Here is a 16,394-nt window from a genome sequence, read left to right on the forward strand (position 1 = left end):
GGATGAGCTGACCGGGATGAGCCGACCGGGATCAGCGACACCGTCCGTCAGGCTCCGGTCGTGGAGCCCGGCCGGACGATCATCAGCACCGTCACGGCGGCCCACAACAGGTTGAACTGGCCGGTGAACATGGCGAGCCGCACGGTGGCCCGGTGGGTGACGGCGGGGGCGGCCTCCGCGCCCCGCCCTTCCTCCAGGGCCTCGGCGAGGGCGGTCTGCCGGGGCAGCACCAGCGCGACGAGGACGACGGCGGCGAGAGCGGTGAGCGTGATCGACACGATCAGCCAGGTGTCGCCGAGCACCCCCATGTTCTTGGCCGTGGCGAACCCGAACACCGGGACGGCGACACCGACGACGGCGTACACCCGGCAGATGCGCAGCAGCAGTTGTACGGTCTCGGCCGCCCGCGGATCCTCGGGCGCGGCCAGCGCCCGGCGCGCGGCGGGCGGAAACATGCTGGCGGCGACGGTGACGGGCCCGATGGCGACGATCGCGGCCAGGACGTGCACGGCGAGAAGGAACTTGGTCACGCCTCGACGCTAGGCACCGCGCCGATCTTGAAGAAGTGGCGAGAGTGACAGGGATCAACGGATTCCGGCCACCCCGGCCGCTGATGCGCCGCGGGCCTCCCCGGGCCTACCGGGGTGCGGGGCCTACCGGGCGTCCCGCCGGTCGGCGACGGCCCAGGAGGCGAGGGCGACCGCGCCCGCGACGGTGAACACGGACGGCCAGGCGCCCATCTTCTTGGCCAGCGGATGCGATCCGGCGAAGGCGGCGACGTAGGCGGCGGTGAGCGCCCCCGCGGCCTTCCCGCCGGCCTGCCGGTGCCACTGCCACGCGGAGGCGGCTCCGGCGGCCGCCAGCACGGCCCCGCCCACCTGCCGCTTCCCGGACCACCGGGCCACGCCGTACCCACCGACGAGCCCACTCGCGGCGACCACTGCCGCAGGAACCCTGGCCATCACTGCCTCCCGCACTCGTAGGACAAACCAGGCTAACCCGCGCGTCATACGGCGGATCGACGGGCCCCGCCGACCCCAGCGGGGCGATGAGACGCGGGTCACACGCATCGCCCCGGCGGGTCTGTCACACATCGCGGACGGGCGCCGTCGTAGGTATGTAAGCGAAGTGAAACCCGGCGAAACCAGCAAAACCCAAGAGAAGCAGAGCGAACCACCATAAGGAGTCCAGGATGGAAGCCCGTCTCAACCTCTTCGGCAACGCCTTCGCGGCCAAGTTCCTCCGGCAGGTCAACGCAGCGGGCAAGACCGTGTCGGACTCGGCACTCCCGGCCTCGACCCAGGAACTGGTGAAGATCCGCGCCAGCCAGATCAACGGCTGCGCCTTCTGCCTCGACATGCACACCAAGGAGGCCGCCCACGCCGGCGAGACCGCCGTGCGCCTCGCCATGGTCGCCGCCTGGCGCGAGGCCAAGGTGTTCACCGAGGCCGAGCGCGCCGCCCTGGAACTGGCGGAGCAGGGCACCCGTCTCGCCGACGCCGCGGGCGGTGTCACCGACGAGGCCTGGGCCAACGCCGCCAAGCACTACGACGAGGATCAGCTGGCGGCCCTGGTCGCCCTCATCGCCGTGATCAACGCCTACAACCGACTGAACGTCATCGTCCAGCAGCCCGCGGGCGACTACGAGCCGGGCATGTTCGGCTGACCCGGGCCCCTGTCGGCCAGGCGGTGGTCCGGCCGGTTCCGTTCCGCCCTGCGGCCCCGGCCGCGTCCGCGCGCACGATGGTCAGTTCGCGGCCGGGGAAGCCGTTTCGTCGGCCTTGATGTCGAAGTTGATTTGCTTGCCCTCGACCGAGGTCACCGTGACCGATATGCCCAAGGTGCTGCCGTCCTCCGCCGTGAGCGTGCACCGGGTGGTGGTGCCGGCCTTGCCGACGAGGTTCTCGGGGCAGGTGACGTCCGGTTTTGGCCGGCCCGTCGTGGCGGCGAGCTTCTCGGCGACGGTGTCGGCCAGCTTGTCCTTGGACAGCTTCGGCGTGGAACTTCCGATGCTGACGGAGGCCGAGCAGCCGACGAGCAGCACGCCGGCGGCTACGGCCGAGAGGATCGAAGCCGCTGCGGACAGCCGGGGCGTGGCCATGGTGGACTCCATCTGGGTGGTCATGACAACTGGGTCCGGGAAGCCTACCTGCCCTCGGAACGGCCTGCGGAGCCGTCCGGAGCGGGCTCCGTGTCGCACTCGGCCGGCGGGTTCAGCAGGTGGGCGATGTCACGGGCGGCGGCGACGATCTGCTCATTGCTCGCCTCCAGGTCCTGGCCCGCGAAGAAGGCGAGGTTGACGCTGAACAGGGCCATACGGATGCGCAGTGCCTCCTCCACGGAGGCGTCGGGGCCGGTGAGGGCGTCGAAGAGAGCGGTCAGCCGCTCGAAGACGTTCTCCTTGCCGGGATGCAGTTCCTTGACGACGTGCTGGTTGGCGAAGGCGAACCGCACCGCCTGCAGGCCCTGCTGGGAGACCAGGTCGATCATCCGGTCGATGGTCTGCGCGCGCAGTCGTGGGCCGGGAGGCTGCGTACGGGCCCATTCGACGAGTTCGTCCAGGTCCGCCAGGTGCTCGGCGAACAGTGAGCGGACGATGTCTTCCTTGCCCTTGAAGTGGTAGTACAGGGCCGCCTTGGTGATGCCAAGGCGCTCGGCGATCTCTCGGAGGGAGGTGGCCTCGTAGCCCTGCGCGGCGAACAGTTCCAGGGCCACCTTGCGGATCTCGGCCTTGGTGTCGCTGCCTCGCCGGTGTCCCGCGCCCGCCATCGCCATCCGCCTTCTTCCGTCCGTGCCGCGTCCGGCCGATCTTCGCCGCCGGGGGGTCTCGCTTGCAAGCTTACCGTCCGGCAAGTAATTTACTTGACGGCCGGTAGGTGAAGCTGTGACGCCGTGATGTCGAAGCAGGCTCCCCCCGCACCGCCCCTCCAAGTAGGCGCTGCCGGGCGGGTGTGCCACGTGCTGGTCCGCCACCCGCCAGAAATCCGTTCCCACGAAAGGCACCACCAATGGCGTCGACCGCAGCCAACCCCGACCAGGGGTCACCGCCCCGCTTCACCCACCGCGAGATCATGGTGACGATGAGCGGCCTGGTCATCGCGCTGCTGCTAGCCATGCTCGACAACATGATCGTGGCCCCCGCCCTCCCCACGATCGTGGGCGACCTGGGCGGGCTCAACCACCTGGCCTGGGTGACCACCGGCTACATCCTGGCCTCCACCGTCGCCACCCCGATCTGGGGCAAGCTCGGCGACCTGCTCGGCCGCCGGATCACCTTCCTGGCCTCCATCGTGATCTTCCTGGTCGGCTCGGCGCTGTGCGGCATGTCGCAGAACATGGGCGAGCTGGTCGGCTTCCGTGCCCTCCAGGGCCTCGGCGCCGGCGGCCTGATGGTGGGCGTCATGGCGGTGGTGGCCGAGGTCGTGCCGCCGCGTGAGCGCGGCAAGTACCAGGGCGTGATGATGACCGTGATGCCGGTCGCCATGATCGGCGGACCGCTGGCCGGCGGTTTCATCACCGACCACCTCAGCTGGCGCTGGGCCTTCTACGTCAACCTGCCGCTGGGCGTCGTCGCCCTGCTGGTGTGCTGGTTCACCCTGGCCAAGCTGCCGCGCGGCACCGGCCGGGTGCGCATCGACTGGACCGGAACGGCCCTGCTCTCCGTCTGGATCACTGCGCTGGTCCTGATCACCAGCTGGGGCGGCAACGAGTACGACTGGTCCTCGGCGGTGATCATCGGCCTGGCGGTGCTGACCGTGCTGGCCTTCGTCGCCTTCGTGTTCGTCGAACGCCGCGCCGCCGAGCCGATCATGCCGCTGTCGGTCTTCGGCAACCGTGACTTCTCCCTGGCCGGGGCGCTGAGCTTCATCGTCGGCTTCGCCCTCTTCGGCGGAGTGACCTTCCTGCCGCAGTTCCAGCAGTTCGTCCAGGGCTCCTCCGCCACCAACAGCGGCCTGCTGCTGATGCCGATGATGCTCGCCTCGATGGTGACCTCGCTGGCCGGCGGCCAGATGATCAGCCGCACCGGCCGCTACCGCGTCTGGCCCATCGTCGGCACGGTCCTGATGGCCGTCGGACTGGGCCTGTTCGCCTCGATGGACACCGGCACCTCCCGCACCGTCACCTCGCTGTACATGGTCGTCCTCGGCGCCGGCATGGGCTGCCTGATGCAGACCACCATGCTGATCGCCCAGAACAACGCCCCGCTCAAGGACATGGGCGCCGCCACCGGCGCCGCCACCTTCCTGCGCAACATGGGCGGCTCCCTGGGCGTCTCCCTGCTGGGCTCGATCTACGCCTCCACCCTCACCGACTCCGTCGCCTCCCACGGAGGCATGGCGGCCGGCTCCGGCGGCTCGGCCTCGGTGTCGCAGATGACGCCGGAGATCCTCAAGAGCCTGCCCGCGGCGGCCCGCCAGGTGTTCCAGCAGGCCGTCACCGACGGCGTCAGCTCCGTCTTCACCTGGGGCGCGGTGGTGGCCGCCGCGGGCCTGCTGATCGCCGTGCTCATCCGCCAGGTGCCGCTGCGCGGCTTCGAGGCACCGGCCCCCGCCGACACCTCCGGAGAGCCCGGAGCGGCCCAAGGCGACCAGGAGGCCACCGAGAAGGCCGCGGCCGGCAGCTGACGGCCCCTCGCCTCCCCTCTCCGCTCGCGGATGCGCAGGAGAGGGGACTCTCCCTCCCCGTCAGGGGACGGCCGGGGAGGGAACGCCGCCCGGGCCGGTCCGTCACGGACCGGCCCGGGCGGACTGCGTTGGCGCCGCGGTGGCCGTGATCAGTCTTCCTCGCGGCCTGTCCGGTCCCTCCGGCGCCGCGGAAGCCGGTGCGCCGCTACCGGCCGGCCGTCGACGAGGTGGTCGGCCACGATCGTGGCGGCCGCCGCCGGGTCCACGTGCCCGTACCAGACGTCGTCGGGCTGCACGCTGACCACCGGCGCCTGGTTGCAGGGGAACTGGCACCCCGTCTGCACCACGAGGACGTCGTCGTCGCCGAGCCCGTGTTCCGCCAACCGCCCCACCAGCGCGCGCACGCTGTCGTCCGCGCCCTTGGCCGTGCAGCGCGGCCCGCGGCACACCATGACCTGGTGCCGATGGCCGGTGACCTCCTCCCACGCGGGAGAGGTGAGACCGGGCTCCCCGCCGGTGATCGGCCTGACGGACGCCGCGGCCGCGGCCACGGCGTCCGCGGAGTCGGCGAGCCGGGTGGCGACGAGCAGCCCGGGGCGGTGGCCGGCGCGCTCCCGCCACCAGTACGCCGCGATCCGCCGCAGCCAGGAGTGGCCCGGACCCGAGGCCCCGAGGCGGACCCCGATCAGGACGACGGTCTCGGCGCCCGCGTCGGCCAGCCTGGTCAACTCGGCTGACAGGGACGGCTCGCCCTGCTGCAGGAACGCCGTCGTGGCACCCAACGGCACGGCGGCTCCGTCCAGTTCGGCCCGGCGGTTGGCCTCTGCGAGGGACATGCCGACCAGGACCGTGGCACGGCCCGCGTCGGGGGCCGTTGAGGGGGCGCTCGTACGGTTCTGGCTCATGACGCGGGCCCCTCGGGAAGCAGTCCGTTCCACCGGATGTGCGGCCTGTCGTGCCGCGGGTGCCGCTCCACGGTCGCGTCGACTCCGTAGGCGCGCGCGATCGTGGCCGAGGTGAGCACCTCGGAGGCGGGTCCGTGGGCCACCAGGCGGCCGTCGAGCAGCACGGCGACGTCGTCGCAGTAGGCGGCGGCGAGTTCGAGGTCGTGCAGGGCCGCGACGGTGGTGATACCGAGCCCACGCACGGTTTCGAGGAAACCGAGCTGGTAGCGCAGGTCCAGGTGGTTGGTGGGCTCGTCCAGCAGGAGCACCCCGGGTTCCTGGGCCAGGGCCCGCGCGAGCTGGACCCGCTGGCGCTCGCCGCCGGACAGGGACGACCAGGTCCTGTCGAGCAGATCGCCGACGTCGGTGGCGGCGACGGCCTCGGCGAGCACCGACCGCTCGTGGTCGGCCGCCGCGCCCGCCACGACGGGCCACCGCCCGCGGTGCGGCGTGCGCCCCAGGTCGACGACCTGACGGGCCGTCAGCGGCAGTGCGGTATCGGCCTGCTGTTCCATGAAGGCCACCCGCCGCGCGCGCCGGCGGGCCGGCAGGGCGTACAGGTCGCCGCCGTCGAGGAGGACCCGGCCCGTCCGCGGCCGGCGCAGCCCGGCCAGCGCCCGCAGCAACGTCGTCTTGCCGGCCCCGTTCGGCCCGAGCAGGCCGGTCGTCCTGCCGGGGGCGAAGGCGAGCGTCACGTCCGTCAGCAGCGTGGCGCCGTCGACGCGCACGCCGACGCCCTCGGCGCGCAGCCCCAACGGGTTCGCAGCGATCACGGCTGACCTCCCGAGGCGGACCTGCCGCCTGCCCGGCGCCACAGCAGCCACGCGAAGAACGGCGCGCCCAGCCCGGCGGTGACGACGCCGACGGGGATCTCCTGGTCCGGGAGCACCGAGCGCGCCACGATGTCACTGCCCACCAGCAGGGACGCCCCGACGAGTGCGGACAGGGGCAGCAGCAGGGCGTGGCGCGGGCCGCAGACCAGGCGGACGACGTGCGGCACGACCAGGCCGACGAACCCGATGACACCGGTGTGGGCGACCAGGCACGCGGTCACCAGCGCGGCCGTGGCGACCAGGGCCCAGCGGGTGCGTTCGACGTGGACGCCGAAGGAGCGGGCCGCGGTCTCGCCGAACGCGAACGCGTCCAGGTCCCGGGCGGCCGCGACCATGACCAGCGTGCCGACGACCGCCACCGCGGTCAGGAAGACGGCCGTGCCCCACCGCACCCCGGCCACCGAGCCCAGCGTCCACTCCATGACACCGCGGGCGGCGTTGCGGTCGCCGAGAACGAGCACGACGAACGAGGTGTACGCGCCGCACATCTGCCCCACCGCGATGCCGGCCAGCACGGTCCGCGCGGCCGGCAGGGACCGGGTGCGCGCGGCGGCCAGCGCCAGCACGACGACGACGGCGAGCAGGGCGCCGGCGAAGGCGGCCGCCGGGAGCGCGCCGACCGCCGTGGCGCCGGAGGCTCCGACGCCGAGGACGATCACGGTGACCGCGCCGACGGCGGCGCCGTTGGAGATCCCGAGCAGGTAGGGGTCGGCCAGGTCGTTCCCCGTCAGGGTCTGCAGCACCGCGCCGCAGACCGCGAGCCCGGCGCCTGCCGCGGCGGCTCCCAGAACCCGGGGCAGTCGCAGCTGCCAGACGATCTGGTCGTCCAGCAGCGTGACGGGGGAGCCGCCGAGGCCGAGCCGGCGCAGCACGACGCCGGCCACGACGTGCGGCGGCTCGTGGACCGAACCCACGGCGAGGCCGAGCAGGACGGTGACCAGCAGCAGGACCACGGCAACGGTCAGGCCCGCCGCCGCGCGACCCGCTCCCGCGGGCCGTGCGGCGGGACGATCCTCCACCGTCATGAACGCGGGTGCAGCTTGCTCAGGCCGGCCGAGACCAGGGCGGCACCGTCGGCGAGGCGCACGCCGGGCGTCGTCTCGGAGAACGGCACGACCACGAAGGCCCGGTGCCGGACGGCGGTGAGCTTGCTGAGCACCGGGTCGTTCTCCAGGTAGTCGATCCTGGACTGTGCGCTGTCCCAACCGGCGTCCGCGAACACGATGACGTCCGGGTCCGCCGCGGCCACCTTCTCCCAGCTCACGGTCTTCCAGCCACCGGGCAGCGTGCCGAAGACGTTGTGGGCGCCGACGGCGTCGAGCACGAGCTGGGGTCCGCCGTGGCCGGCGCCGACGAACGGGGCCTTGGTGTTCGAGTCGTACCAGAGCACGTTCAGGCCCTTGCCCGCCGCCTTGGCCCTGAGGTCGGCAAGCTGCTGCTTCTGCTCCTTCCGGAGAGCGGCGGCGCGCGGTGCGACACCGAACACCTCGGCGATGTCGCCCACTTCGTCCCACACCGCCTGGAAGGACACTGGCGGCACCTGCTTGCTGTCGGCGCAGCCGAACGGCGACAGGTAGGACTCGATGCCCTTGGAGCCCAGATCCGCCCGCGTGCCCGCCACCTTGTCGCTGAACGCGCTGGCGTAGGAGGCGTAGAGGAAGTCCGGACGCGCCGCGAGGAGCTTCTCCTTGGTCGGGTACTCCTTGGACAGCACCGGGACGGCGTCGTAGGCCGCCTTCCACTTCGCCGGGACCGCGTCGTCGAGGAACGCCGTTCCGGCCATCTGCGACTGCAGGCCGAGGGCCAACGCCACTTCGGTGGCACCCTGGTTGAGGGTGACCAGCCGGCTCGGCGGTGCCGCGACGGTCGTGGTGACGCCACACCTGCTCACGCTCACCGGCGCCGGGCGGCTGCTCCCGGCCGCCGCGGCGGGCTTGTCGGCCGCGGGCGCACCCGTACAGGCGCCGAGCGCACCGACGAGCAGGAGCGCGGCAGCGGCGAGGCCGGGGCGTAGGGAAGGCGCGGGGCGTGTGAAACGCGCGGCGCGCAGGGAACGTACGGCGCGTAGGGAACGTACGGCGCGTAGGGAACGTACGGATCGAAACGGACGCAGGGGACCGCTGGGCACGATGCTCTCCAAAACCCTCGTGGAACATGTCGCGCCGTGACCGGTCTCCTGGCTTCCGCGTCAACGCTCCGAGGCCGACCTTCCCAGGTGGCTCGTTCCCGATCCACCCAGTGGCCCTGACCGCTCCGGGAGCCGTCAGCGAGGGCCGCGGAACTCCGCGGCTACAGTGGCGAGGGCCGCACCGGCTTCCGACCGGTTTCCCGTACACCACGGCAGTCATACGCTACCAAGCCGCTGGTGGCGCAGCCGCGAGAGTGTCCCGTAGGGAGCACCGCCATGCGCAGCGCGCGGTACCGGCAGCGAAGCGCTTGACCCTCACGTGGCGTCAGGCCGCATGGTCGGTGGCGTGGAAGAGCACCTGACCGTGGGACGTGTGGCCGAGTTGGCCGACGTGACCGTCCGCACGCTGCATCACTACGACGAGATCGGCCTCGTGCAGCCGTCCGCGCGGACCTCGGCCGGGTACCGGGCCTACTCGGCGGGCGACGTGGAGCGACTGCGGGGGGTGCTCGCCTACCGGCGGCTGGGCTTCGGACTGCGCGAGATCGCGGATCTGGTCGACGACCCGGCCACCGACGCGGTCGCGCACCTGCACCGGCTGCGCGGCCTGCTGCTGGAACAGCGCGACCACGCTGCCGCCATGGTGGCGGCCATCGACACGGAACTGGAGGCACGGGCCATGGGGATCAGGACGCCACCGGAGGAACAACTGAAAGTGTTCGGCGCGCAGTTGTACGAAGTCATCGGGTCCGCGTACCCGGCGACGCGGCGTACCGAGCCGCGGATCGCCGCGAGGATCTGGGACGCGCTCGGGGACGCGCGGACGGTACTGAACGTCGGGGCCGGCACCGGCTCCTACGAGCCCCCCGACCGTGACGTGATCGCGGTGGAACCGTCGGCGGTCATGCGGGCGCAGCGTCCCGCGGGCGCGGCGCCGTGCGTGGCCGCCAGCGCGGAAAGCCTTCCGTTCGAGGACCAGTCCTTCGACGCCGCGATGGCGGTCAGCACCGTTCATCACTGGGCGGACCCTGTCGCGGGGCTGTGCGAGATGCGGCGCGTGGCCCGCCGGGTGGTGGTGTTCACGTACGACGCGAGTGCCACCGGCTGGGGTGAGCGGTTCTGGCTGACTCGCGACTACCTGCCCGAATTCGCCGACCTGCTCGCCGACTGGCCTTCACTGGCCGACCTGACCCGCGCGATCGGGGGCCGCGCGGAGCCGTTGCTCATCCCGTGGGACTGCGCTGACGGCTTCTTCGAGGCCTACTGGCGCCGGCCCGAGGCATACCTGGACGACCATGTGCGCCGCGCGGTGTCCGTATGGACCAGAGTCGGGCCGGAGGCCGAGCAGCGGGCGGTCAACAGGCTCCGCGACGACCTCTCCTCAGGCCGGTGGGCCGAGCGCAACCGCGACCTCGTCGCTCTCGACACGGCAGAACTCGGCCTGCGCCTGCTCGTAGCCTGAACCGGCCGGTCCAGCCCAGCAGCGGCACCAGGGCACCCCGGAGCGCGTTACGTCCACCTCGGTACGGCGGGCCGCCGCCGCGCCGGCCCTGCGGCTCCGCACATGATCGACCGGACGGCTCGCGGCAAGATCCCCCAGGCGCCGAGTCTTTACTGCTGCTCGATGCTGATGGCGGCGGTGTTCCCGGCGGTGTCCATGCTGAGCGCGACCTTGCCGAATGCGAGGTTTTCGACCTGCATGCCGCCCTTGTCGAGCATGGCGGGCAGCTTGGTCTGGATCCAGGTGCGGACCCTGGCGTTGTCGATGCCGTCGAGGTCGGCGGCCGTGACGCAGTCGGTGAAGATGGCGACCTGCTCGGAGGAACTGCCCTTGGGGAATCCGACGCTGTTGCAGGACAGGCTGAGGATCCCCCGGTCGGTGTCGGTGATGGCGTGTGCGACGAAGGAGGGGGTGCCCTTGGCTTCGCCGAACCAGTCGCGGGTGGGCGGCAGGCCGGCGATGCTCTCCTTGGCACCCTGCTTCTCCCAGGTGACGCCGTGGCTGGTCATCTTGGCGACCCAGGGGGCGATGTCTCCGCCGAGAGCAGAGGTACTGGTCTCGTCGAGATCGCTGCCCTTGACGTCTTTGCTCGGGGCATCGCCCTTCCGGGCAGCCGACTTCGGTGACGCGGTGTCGGTCGGGGCGCTGCCCTTGGCGGAGCTGGTGTGGTCGCCGTTCTTGCTGTCTCCGTCGCCGACGACCGAGCCGATGATGCCGATCACGACGAACAGAGCGAAGACGCCGAGACAGCCAAACCCGACGATCTTGCCCGCGCTGCGTCTCTTCGGCGGCTGGGGCATGGGCACCCCTGGCTGCTGCGGGCCACCCCAACCGGGCTGCTGGGGCTGTTGCGGGTAGTGCTGGCTCATTGGTTCCCCTGGGGCAGGTTGTTACGTGTTGCCCTCGTGTGACTGGTGAAGGACGTGTGCAGTTGCCTTGAAACGGTGAAAGTCACCCGATTGATACCAAACTCGGCAGTGGGTCCGCGCCTTGTACGCCGCGCGTGCACCGGAGGTCCGACTCGGAGGAAGCTCTCTGCCTTGTAGCCGGGCAGCGGGGAAGGTCGCGAGCGCGCGGGGAATGCTTGCCGGTACGGGCCCGGCAGGCGTATCTATGTCACGTCCGCTGTGACGTCAGGTCCGTCTCAACGTGCCCGGAGTGGGCGCTGCGCCGCACTCGTCGGGATCACGGGCGCCCGAAGGCTTCGCGGACGCGCCGTCCACGAAGGACATCTGAGCAAGGATTGCCGCCTGTAGGACCACGGATGCAGCGAGCGATTTGGTACGGCTGGGCGACGAATGACCCGTCAAGAGACCTGATATCCGTCGTGCAGATACAGGGCCTGCCCGGTGGACAGGGCCTTTAGCGCGGCTCGAAAACGCCGCGCCATACGCTCCCGGAGCATGACCGCCGCCTCATCCGCAGGCGCGAAGTCCACAGCTGAGAGCTCATCGTCCCGGGGTTTGACGGAGGAAGCGAGGGCGCTGTTGATCTGGCCGCCATCAAAAACGAATGCGATCTGGTCGTCCCATGGCCCATGTGGCGGAACCCAGTCGACCACCAGGAGCTCACGCGGCACGATGTCCAAGCCCAGTTCCTCACGCAGTTCTCGCGACGCAGCCTCATGTGGGGGCTCGTTCGACTCGGCCATTCCGCCGGGAAGGTCCCAGCCGGGCTTGTAATTCGGGTTCACCAGCAGGATCCGTCCGGCCGGGTCTCGAATCAGAACGTCCGCGGAGACTCGCTTACGTGCCTGGCTCGCGTTGCCCTCGGCCAGCCATGCCCTGTAGGCATCCGGATCGGCAGGAACGGGCCTCATACGACGTGACCTCCCTGAGGGGTGGTAAGGATGTCCGATAGCAGCACCATCCGGGACTTGCGCTCCGATGTGAGCCGTCTCAAGAACTTGCGCACAGGGGGATACGACTCGCGATGCCCCAACTGCTGACTCAAGGAGTTGAGTTGTTGCACGACCCTGATGGAACTCAGGGTAGGCGCCGTCGTTGCGAGTAACTCCTCCCCGACGGCGAGAGCCGCGTCCAGGTCTCCGCACTGCACTTGGAGGCCGATGAGAGTGATCCTGGAAAGGGCGAGCGAGCGAGCACGTTCGGCACCACGAAGACCCACGGCTTCCTGGGCGTACTCGACTGCCTGCCGTAAGCGGCCCGTGTCGCGTAACGCCTCGGCGGTTTCGCTTGCAAGTGCGGCGGCATCGAACGGGCTCACCCATGGGTGAGTGACTCCGACGGGCGCGTCTTGAAGGAGGGCACGTGCCAGCTCAAGTTCCTGTTCGGCCTCTGCTGGTTGTCTCGTGACGGCCAGGGCCCGAGCTTGCATGGCGTGGAGCCGGGCGATGAGACTCGGCACACAGGGACCTTTATCGGCGGTGTGGAGCCCTGTTCGGGCCCAGTGCACGGCTGCTGCCGGGTCGCCGCTTTGAAGTGCCAAGTGCGAACTGGACGCGGCGATATTGGCGGTCAGTGCGGTGTCACCCGAAGCGTGAGCCAGGGACAGCGCGCGGGCGAAGTGGGCCTGGGCCACCTGGTCGCGCCCCGAGTCGTGCGCCATCCAGCCGGCCATCTCCGTCATAGCGGCAGCAGAAGCAAACACCTGGCCGTCACCGAGGTCCACGAGCCTCGGCGCGACGCGCTCGCGGAGATGCGTCAGCACGGCGGAGTAGAGCCGACCTCCACCTGTTGCCCGGTCCGCGTTCCGGAAGGCGCGGACGGCTGCCAGATCGGCGTTTTCTTCGGTGCCGCCGGCCGGTGCGGCAAGGGAAACCGCGGCTGTGGTCGAGGACAGGCCCCGTGGTTCCCAGCGGCGACGAGCCAGGCCGAGAAGGTGTCCGGGAATGTGGAAGGCGTCCGCGATCTGCTCGAAGAGCACCAGCCTCTCCACGCGACTCTTGCCGTTCATGTAGTCGTACAGGCGGCCCTGTGCGATCCCGACAGACGCGGCGATCTTCCGAGTGCTCACTCCACGGTGGTTGAGCATCCGGAACACGGTCCCCATGTCCCGCTCAGAGCAGGCGGACAGGAACCTCTCATGGGCGAGCAAGCCGGCAACGACCTCGCGTGGGTCCTGGGACAACTGCGTCTCCTCCGAGTCGGATTCGAGGCTATCCCCAGTGACTCCATCGTGGAGTCACCTCGCGGAGTCACGTAGAGGCGGCGGCACGGAGTTGACTGGATCGCGTAATGACCCGAAGGCGCCGGACAGGACCCGCGCAGTGTTCCGAATGCGCTTCCGGGACCGTCACCACGAATGATGAGAGAGGCACGTCGATGGGCGTGGACAGCAGAGCGAGCGAGCTGGACCCGGTTGCCTTGCGTGCTGAGGCGCGGCAGGCCAGGCTGCTCCGTCTCGATGTTCCTCCACTCGCTGAGACAGCGGAGCGCATGGCGCGTCTGATCTGCGGAACGAGGACGCTCGTAGACGAGACGGCCGACGCGGATCGCGAGGCGGTACGAGTCCTCCGGCGCTTGGCCACCCAACTTCTCGCTGAACCTCCCGATGATTCGGACAGCGCGTTCACCGTCTGGCAGTACGTGCTCAACCTCGCCCGGGTGACAGAGGCCCTGATCGATGTCTCCGGGCAGGTCCGGTGAGGCGCGACTGCCCTGACTGCATGGAGTTTCGTCAAGAACGCGCAGAGATGCTCCGCACCGGACGTGGAGACCTCGGCGACCTGCTCACACGCGTCGCGCTTCACGAGGGGGCGGCGCATCCCAAACAGGTCCGGACTCGGCTCGTTGAGCCGCAGGACCCACGATGGAAGGAGAAAACGATGACCGTAGGCACCACCGCAGTCCGTTCCGCGCTCCCGTGGGGTGTTGGCCGACTGTCCGCCTACCCCACGACGGTGCGGTTGCCGTTCACCAGCGTCACCATCGATCCGGCAACCCAGACCGGCGTCTTCCGCGACCAGGCGGGTGAGACCGTCGAGATGGGCAAGCACGGCACCAGCTCCGGCACCGAGACGTCCACCTCCACGAACCTCGACTCGCAGCCCGACCAGGGCCATGACCAGGACAGCCAGCAGGACTGATCGCCGTGACCGAGGAGAAGCCCGTCCTGGTGGTCACCGAGCCGAACGACGTCACCGCCGACATGGTGATCACACACCTCAACCGGCTCGGAGTGCCGGTGGCCCGCTTCAACCCCACGGACGTGGGCGTGGCCCTGACGGTCTCGGCCCGGTTCGGCAGCTGCCCGGCTCCGGTGGCCGGGCAGCTCCGTACCCCGTCAAGGACCGTCAATCTGGAGCACGTACGAGCGGTGTACTGGCGCCGACCCGTCTGGCCCGCGTTCGAACATCTCGAGGACGCCGACGCCCGCTTTGCCGCCGCCCAGGTGCGGTACGGGCTCGGGGGCAGCCTGTACGCAGTACAGAACTGCCTGTGGGTCAACAACCCGCTCAGGAACGCAGCGGCCGACTACAAGCCCGCACAGCTCGCGGTCGCCCACCGCCTGGGCCTGACCGTGCCACCGACGCTCGTGACGAACGACCCCGACGAGGCCCGCCGCTTCATCCGCGCTCACAGGCGCGTTATCCACAAGACCCTGCGCTGGACCCCGTACGAGCGAGGCGGCGTCGGCCTCACCTCATGGGCGGAGCCGGTCCACGCCGACGAACTGACCGACACCGTTCGTGTCACTCCCCACCTGTTTCAGGCCCGCGTCGACAAGGTCGCCGACCTGCGGGTACTGATCGTCGGGCGTCAGGCGTTCGCCGTGCGAATCGACTCCGGCCTCTTGGATTGGCGCAAGGACTACAGCGTGCTCAAGTACAGCGTGGTAGACCTGCCGACTGGCCTGGAGAGGACCCTGCTCGCCTACCTGGACCACTTTGGCCTCGTCACCGGCTCCTTCGACCTCGCCGTGGACCGCGACGGCGAGCCGCACTGGCTGGAGCTGAACCCCAACGGCCAGTGGGGGTGGCTGGAGGAGAAGACCGGCCTGAAGATGGCCGCCGCGTTCGCCGACCTGCTCGCCCGAGGAGAAGCCGATGCTGATGTCTGACAGCGCCCCCCAGCGACGAGCGCTCGCCGACCGGCTTGAGGCGGACGGTGTCCTCAGGACCCGGGAGTGGAGGGCGGCGGTCGAGACCGTGCCGCGTGAACTGTTCCTGAACCCGGGCGTCTTCCTGCCCGCCGAGACCGCCCGCTGGCGCCCGGTCACCGCGCTCGGTACGGATCCGGAGGAATGGCGGGAGATCGCCTACAGCGACGGGTCGCTCGCAACCCAACTCGACGGCCACCTGACCGCTGACGAGGCCGTGGGCCTCGTCAGCGGCGTGCCCACCTCGTCCTCCACCACTCCCACAACCGTCGTCTCGATGATCGAGGACTTGGAGGTGACCGCCGGGCACACGGTGCTGGAGATCGGCACCGGCACGGGCTACTCCACCGCGCTCCTGTGCCATCGCCTCGGCGAGGACAAGGTCACCACGGTCGAAGTGGACCCCCAGGTCGCCGCTCGCGCGGATGCGGCCTTGGAGGAGGCCGGTTTCTCCACCTGGACGGTGACAGGCGACGGCCTCCTGGGCCACCCGGCCCGCGCCCCCTACGACCGAGTGATCGCCACCTGCGCCGTACGCCGAATTCCCTATACGTGGATTCGCCAGACGAAGCCCGGTGGCATTGTTCTGGCGACAGTTGGCTCCTGGCCGTACGGAACCGGGCTCGCCAAGGTGACGGTAAACGAGGACGGAACCGCCGAGGGCCGCATCACCGGCCGCTCCTCCTTCATGCAGGCCCGCTCCCAGGCCCCGCCGCCTCTGGCGGGCGATCTGTCGGCCCGTACTGCCTACGCGGACACGGAGCGCCTCACCAGGGTCCCGCCCACCCTGCTGGACGAGTGGATGCCTGCCTTCCTCACCCAACTCACCGCGCCAGGCGCTCAGATCGTCCGCGCCACGGACAACGAGGGCGCACGGCTGCTGTACCTCTTCGACCCCGCGCGGGAATCCTTCGCCGCCTTCACGGAGGAGACCACCGGCTGGACGGTCCGCCAGGGCGGCCCAGTGGCCCTCTGGGACGACGTGGAACAGGCCCTCACCGCCTGGCAGGACGCCGGACGACCGGACATCTCCGCCGTACGCCTCAGCATTACCGACCGCGCGCACACCTACTGGGTGGCAGGCCAGCCGTCACTGCGGTGGGAGCACCGCGTGGCCTGAACATTTACCAGAGCCTCCAGCCACCCGCAGGTTCGCCGATCGGCGGGCAGGCGAACGTCGTACCAGCAATCGACCGGCGCCGCCCCGTCGCCCAGACCAGGCGTGATGCAGCGGCGGCAGTGGCTTACTGGCTCCGCGCCCATGGCCGGGACCCGGACGAGGTGCTGGAGCGAGCCCAGGCC

General features: G+C 70.4%; 18 protein-coding genes and 1 riboswitch. Of the genes, 7 read left to right on the forward strand and 11 right to left on the reverse strand.

All coding sequences use genetic code 11. The annotated features are described in order from the left end of the window. Nucleotides 1-47: 47 nt before the first annotated feature. Together ACTYVM_RS02825 and ACTYVM_RS02830 are read right to left on the reverse strand one after the other, a co-directional pair. Nucleotides 48-530 carry a DUF2269 family protein gene (locus ACTYVM_RS02825; RefSeq protein ID WP_445524354.1) on the reverse strand — a complete coding sequence of 161 codons (483 nt, stop codon included), beginning with the start codon at nucleotides 528-530 and terminating at the stop codon, nucleotides 48-50. 123 nt (nucleotides 531-653) lie between these two features. Beyond that, a complete protein-coding gene (locus tag ACTYVM_RS02830) occupies nucleotides 654-962 on the reverse strand; it encodes a hypothetical protein (protein WP_445524355.1) in 309 nt (102 codons plus the stop codon). Between the two features lie 230 nt (nucleotides 963-1,192). On the opposite strand from ACTYVM_RS02830, the gene ACTYVM_RS02835 reads away from it, so the two are divergent. Beyond that, nucleotides 1,193-1,666 carry a carboxymuconolactone decarboxylase family protein gene (locus ACTYVM_RS02835; protein ID WP_445524356.1) on the forward strand — a complete coding sequence of 158 codons (474 nt, stop codon included), beginning with the start codon at nucleotides 1,193-1,195 and terminating at the stop codon, nucleotides 1,664-1,666. Between the two features lie 81 nt (nucleotides 1,667-1,747). Here the strand turns inward: ACTYVM_RS02835 and ACTYVM_RS02840 are convergent, their stop codons facing one another. Both ACTYVM_RS02840 and ACTYVM_RS02845 read right to left on the reverse strand, forming a co-directional pair. After that, nucleotides 1,748-2,101 (reverse strand): DUF4333 domain-containing protein, encoded by a 354-nt coding sequence (locus tag ACTYVM_RS02840; RefSeq protein ID WP_445524357.1) that lies wholly within the window; start codon nucleotides 2,099-2,101, stop codon nucleotides 1,748-1,750. Between the two features lie 44 nt (nucleotides 2,102-2,145). After that, the gene (locus ACTYVM_RS02845) at nucleotides 2,146-2,769 is read right to left on the reverse strand and encodes a TetR/AcrR family transcriptional regulator (protein ID WP_445524358.1); all 624 of its coding nucleotides are present in this window, start codon (nucleotides 2,767-2,769) and stop codon (nucleotides 2,146-2,148) included. Between the two features lie 239 nt (nucleotides 2,770-3,008). Here ACTYVM_RS02845 and ACTYVM_RS02850 point away from each other — a divergent pair, with 239 nt between their 5' ends. After that, a complete protein-coding gene (locus ACTYVM_RS02850; RefSeq protein ID WP_445524359.1) occupies nucleotides 3,009-4,625 on the forward strand; it encodes an MDR family MFS transporter in 1,617 nt (538 codons plus the stop codon). A 149-nt stretch (nucleotides 4,626-4,774) separates the two neighbouring features. Here the strand turns inward: ACTYVM_RS02850 and ACTYVM_RS02855 are convergent, their stop codons facing one another. Genes ACTYVM_RS02855 through ACTYVM_RS02870 form a run of 4 tightly spaced genes read right to left on the reverse strand, consistent with a single transcriptional unit; the run spans nucleotide 4,775 to nucleotide 8,293 of the window. After that, nucleotides 4,775-5,530, reverse strand: coding sequence for a (2Fe-2S) ferredoxin domain-containing protein (locus ACTYVM_RS02855; RefSeq protein WP_445524360.1), 756 nt, complete (start codon nucleotides 5,528-5,530; stop codon nucleotides 4,775-4,777). Then, nucleotides 5,527-6,342: an ABC transporter ATP-binding protein gene (locus ACTYVM_RS02860; protein WP_445524361.1), complete on the reverse strand. Its 816-nt coding sequence runs from the start codon at nucleotides 6,340-6,342 to the stop codon at nucleotides 5,527-5,529. The genes ACTYVM_RS02855 and ACTYVM_RS02860 overlap by 4 nt, the downstream gene beginning before the upstream one ends. Then, on the reverse strand, nucleotides 6,339-7,427 hold the full coding sequence (locus ACTYVM_RS02865; RefSeq protein WP_445524362.1) for a FecCD family ABC transporter permease: 1,089 nt from the start codon (nucleotides 7,425-7,427) through the stop codon (nucleotides 6,339-6,341). The genes ACTYVM_RS02860 and ACTYVM_RS02865 overlap by 4 nt, the downstream gene beginning before the upstream one ends. After that, complete coding sequence (locus tag ACTYVM_RS02870; protein ID WP_445524363.1) at nucleotides 7,424-8,293, reverse strand: ABC transporter substrate-binding protein; 870 nt, start codon at nucleotides 8,291-8,293, stop codon at nucleotides 7,424-7,426. The genes ACTYVM_RS02865 and ACTYVM_RS02870 overlap by 4 nt, the downstream gene beginning before the upstream one ends. Before the next feature lie 258 nt (nucleotides 8,294-8,551). Continuing rightward, nucleotides 8,552-8,757: riboswitch (cobalamin riboswitch) on the reverse strand. 107 nt (nucleotides 8,758-8,864) lie between these two features. Here ACTYVM_RS02870 and ACTYVM_RS02875 point away from each other — a divergent pair. Continuing rightward, entirely contained in the window at nucleotides 8,865-9,992 is a 1,128-nt protein-coding gene (locus ACTYVM_RS02875; RefSeq protein WP_445524364.1) for a MerR family transcriptional regulator, read from the forward strand. A gap of 149 nt (nucleotides 9,993-10,141) precedes the next feature. On the opposite strand, the gene ACTYVM_RS02880 is transcribed toward ACTYVM_RS02875, so the two are convergent. The 3 genes from ACTYVM_RS02880 to ACTYVM_RS02890 form a co-directional block, all read right to left on the reverse strand. Next, the gene (locus ACTYVM_RS02880) at nucleotides 10,142-10,831 is read right to left on the reverse strand and encodes a hypothetical protein (RefSeq protein ID WP_445524365.1); all 690 of its coding nucleotides are present in this window, start codon (nucleotides 10,829-10,831) and stop codon (nucleotides 10,142-10,144) included. Between the two features lie 506 nt (nucleotides 10,832-11,337). Beyond that, nucleotides 11,338-11,850: an NUDIX domain-containing protein gene (locus ACTYVM_RS02885; RefSeq protein WP_445524366.1), complete on the reverse strand. Its 513-nt coding sequence runs from the start codon at nucleotides 11,848-11,850 to the stop codon at nucleotides 11,338-11,340. Further along, a complete protein-coding gene (locus ACTYVM_RS02890) occupies nucleotides 11,847-13,121 on the reverse strand; it encodes an NsdA family TPR-like regulatory protein (protein ID WP_445524367.1) in 1,275 nt (424 codons plus the stop codon). The genes ACTYVM_RS02885 and ACTYVM_RS02890 overlap by 4 nt, the downstream gene beginning before the upstream one ends. 194 nt (nucleotides 13,122-13,315) lie before the next feature. On the opposite strand from ACTYVM_RS02890, the gene ACTYVM_RS02895 reads away from it, so the two are divergent. The 4 genes from ACTYVM_RS02895 to tgmC all read left to right on the forward strand — a co-directional run bounded on the left by ACTYVM_RS02895 (nucleotide 13,316) and on the right by tgmC (nucleotide 16,212). After that, nucleotides 13,316-13,639: a hypothetical protein gene (locus tag ACTYVM_RS02895; protein ID WP_445524368.1), complete on the forward strand. Its 324-nt coding sequence runs from the start codon at nucleotides 13,316-13,318 to the stop codon at nucleotides 13,637-13,639. A gap of 179 nt (nucleotides 13,640-13,818) precedes the next feature. Then, a complete protein-coding gene (gene tgmA / locus ACTYVM_RS02900) occupies nucleotides 13,819-14,079 on the forward strand; it encodes a putative ATP-grasp-modified RiPP (RefSeq protein ID WP_445524369.1) in 261 nt (86 codons plus the stop codon). Nucleotides 14,080-14,084: 5 nt separating this feature from the next. Then, a complete protein-coding gene (gene tgmB / locus ACTYVM_RS02905) occupies nucleotides 14,085-15,053 on the forward strand; it encodes an ATP-grasp ribosomal peptide maturase (protein ID WP_445524370.1) in 969 nt (322 codons plus the stop codon). Continuing rightward, entirely contained in the window at nucleotides 15,046-16,212 is a 1,167-nt protein-coding gene (gene tgmC, locus ACTYVM_RS02910; protein ID WP_445524481.1) for an ATP-grasp peptide maturase system methyltransferase, read from the forward strand. The genes tgmB and tgmC overlap by 8 nt, the downstream gene beginning before the upstream one ends. The last annotated feature ends 182 nt before the right edge of the window (nucleotides 16,213-16,394 follow it).

The organism is Streptomyces cyslabdanicus (assembly GCF_052663305.1).

Excerpts from the sequence above, each read along its gene's own strand:
- ACTYVM_RS02830 (WP_445524355.1), bottom strand. The coding sequence starts at position 962 with ATGGCCAGGGTTCCTGCGGCAGTGGTCGCCGCGAGTGGGCTCGTCGGT.
- ACTYVM_RS02835 (WP_445524356.1), top strand. The coding sequence starts at position 1,193 with ATGGAAGCCCGTCTCAACCTCTTCGGCAACGCCTTCGCGGCCAAGTTC.
- ACTYVM_RS02840 (WP_445524357.1), bottom strand. The coding sequence starts at position 2,101 with ATGGCCACGCCCCGGCTGTCCGCAGCGGCTTCGATCCTCTCGGCCGTA.
- ACTYVM_RS02845 (WP_445524358.1), bottom strand. The coding sequence starts at position 2,769 with ATGGCGGGCGCGGGACACCGGCGAGGCAGCGACACCAAGGCCGAGATC.
- ACTYVM_RS02850 (WP_445524359.1), top strand. The coding sequence starts at position 3,009 with ATGGCGTCGACCGCAGCCAACCCCGACCAGGGGTCACCGCCCCGCTTC.
- ACTYVM_RS02855 (WP_445524360.1), bottom strand. The coding sequence starts at position 5,530 with ATGAGCCAGAACCGTACGAGCGCCCCCTCAACGGCCCCCGACGCGGGC.
- ACTYVM_RS02865 (WP_445524362.1), bottom strand. The coding sequence starts at position 7,427 with ATGACGGTGGAGGATCGTCCCGCCGCACGGCCCGCGGGAGCGGGTCGC.
- ACTYVM_RS02875 (WP_445524364.1), top strand. The coding sequence starts at position 8,865 with ATGGTCGGTGGCGTGGAAGAGCACCTGACCGTGGGACGTGTGGCCGAG.
- ACTYVM_RS02880 (WP_445524365.1), bottom strand. The coding sequence starts at position 10,831 with ATGCCCCAGCCGCCGAAGAGACGCAGCGCGGGCAAGATCGTCGGGTTT.
- ACTYVM_RS02885 (WP_445524366.1), bottom strand. The coding sequence starts at position 11,850 with ATGAGGCCCGTTCCTGCCGATCCGGATGCCTACAGGGCATGGCTGGCC.
- ACTYVM_RS02895 (WP_445524368.1), top strand. The coding sequence starts at position 13,316 with ATGGGCGTGGACAGCAGAGCGAGCGAGCTGGACCCGGTTGCCTTGCGT.
- tgmA (WP_445524369.1), top strand. The coding sequence starts at position 13,819 with ATGACCGTAGGCACCACCGCAGTCCGTTCCGCGCTCCCGTGGGGTGTT.
- tgmC (WP_445524481.1), top strand. The coding sequence starts at position 15,046 with ATGTCTGACAGCGCCCCCCAGCGACGAGCGCTCGCCGACCGGCTTGAG.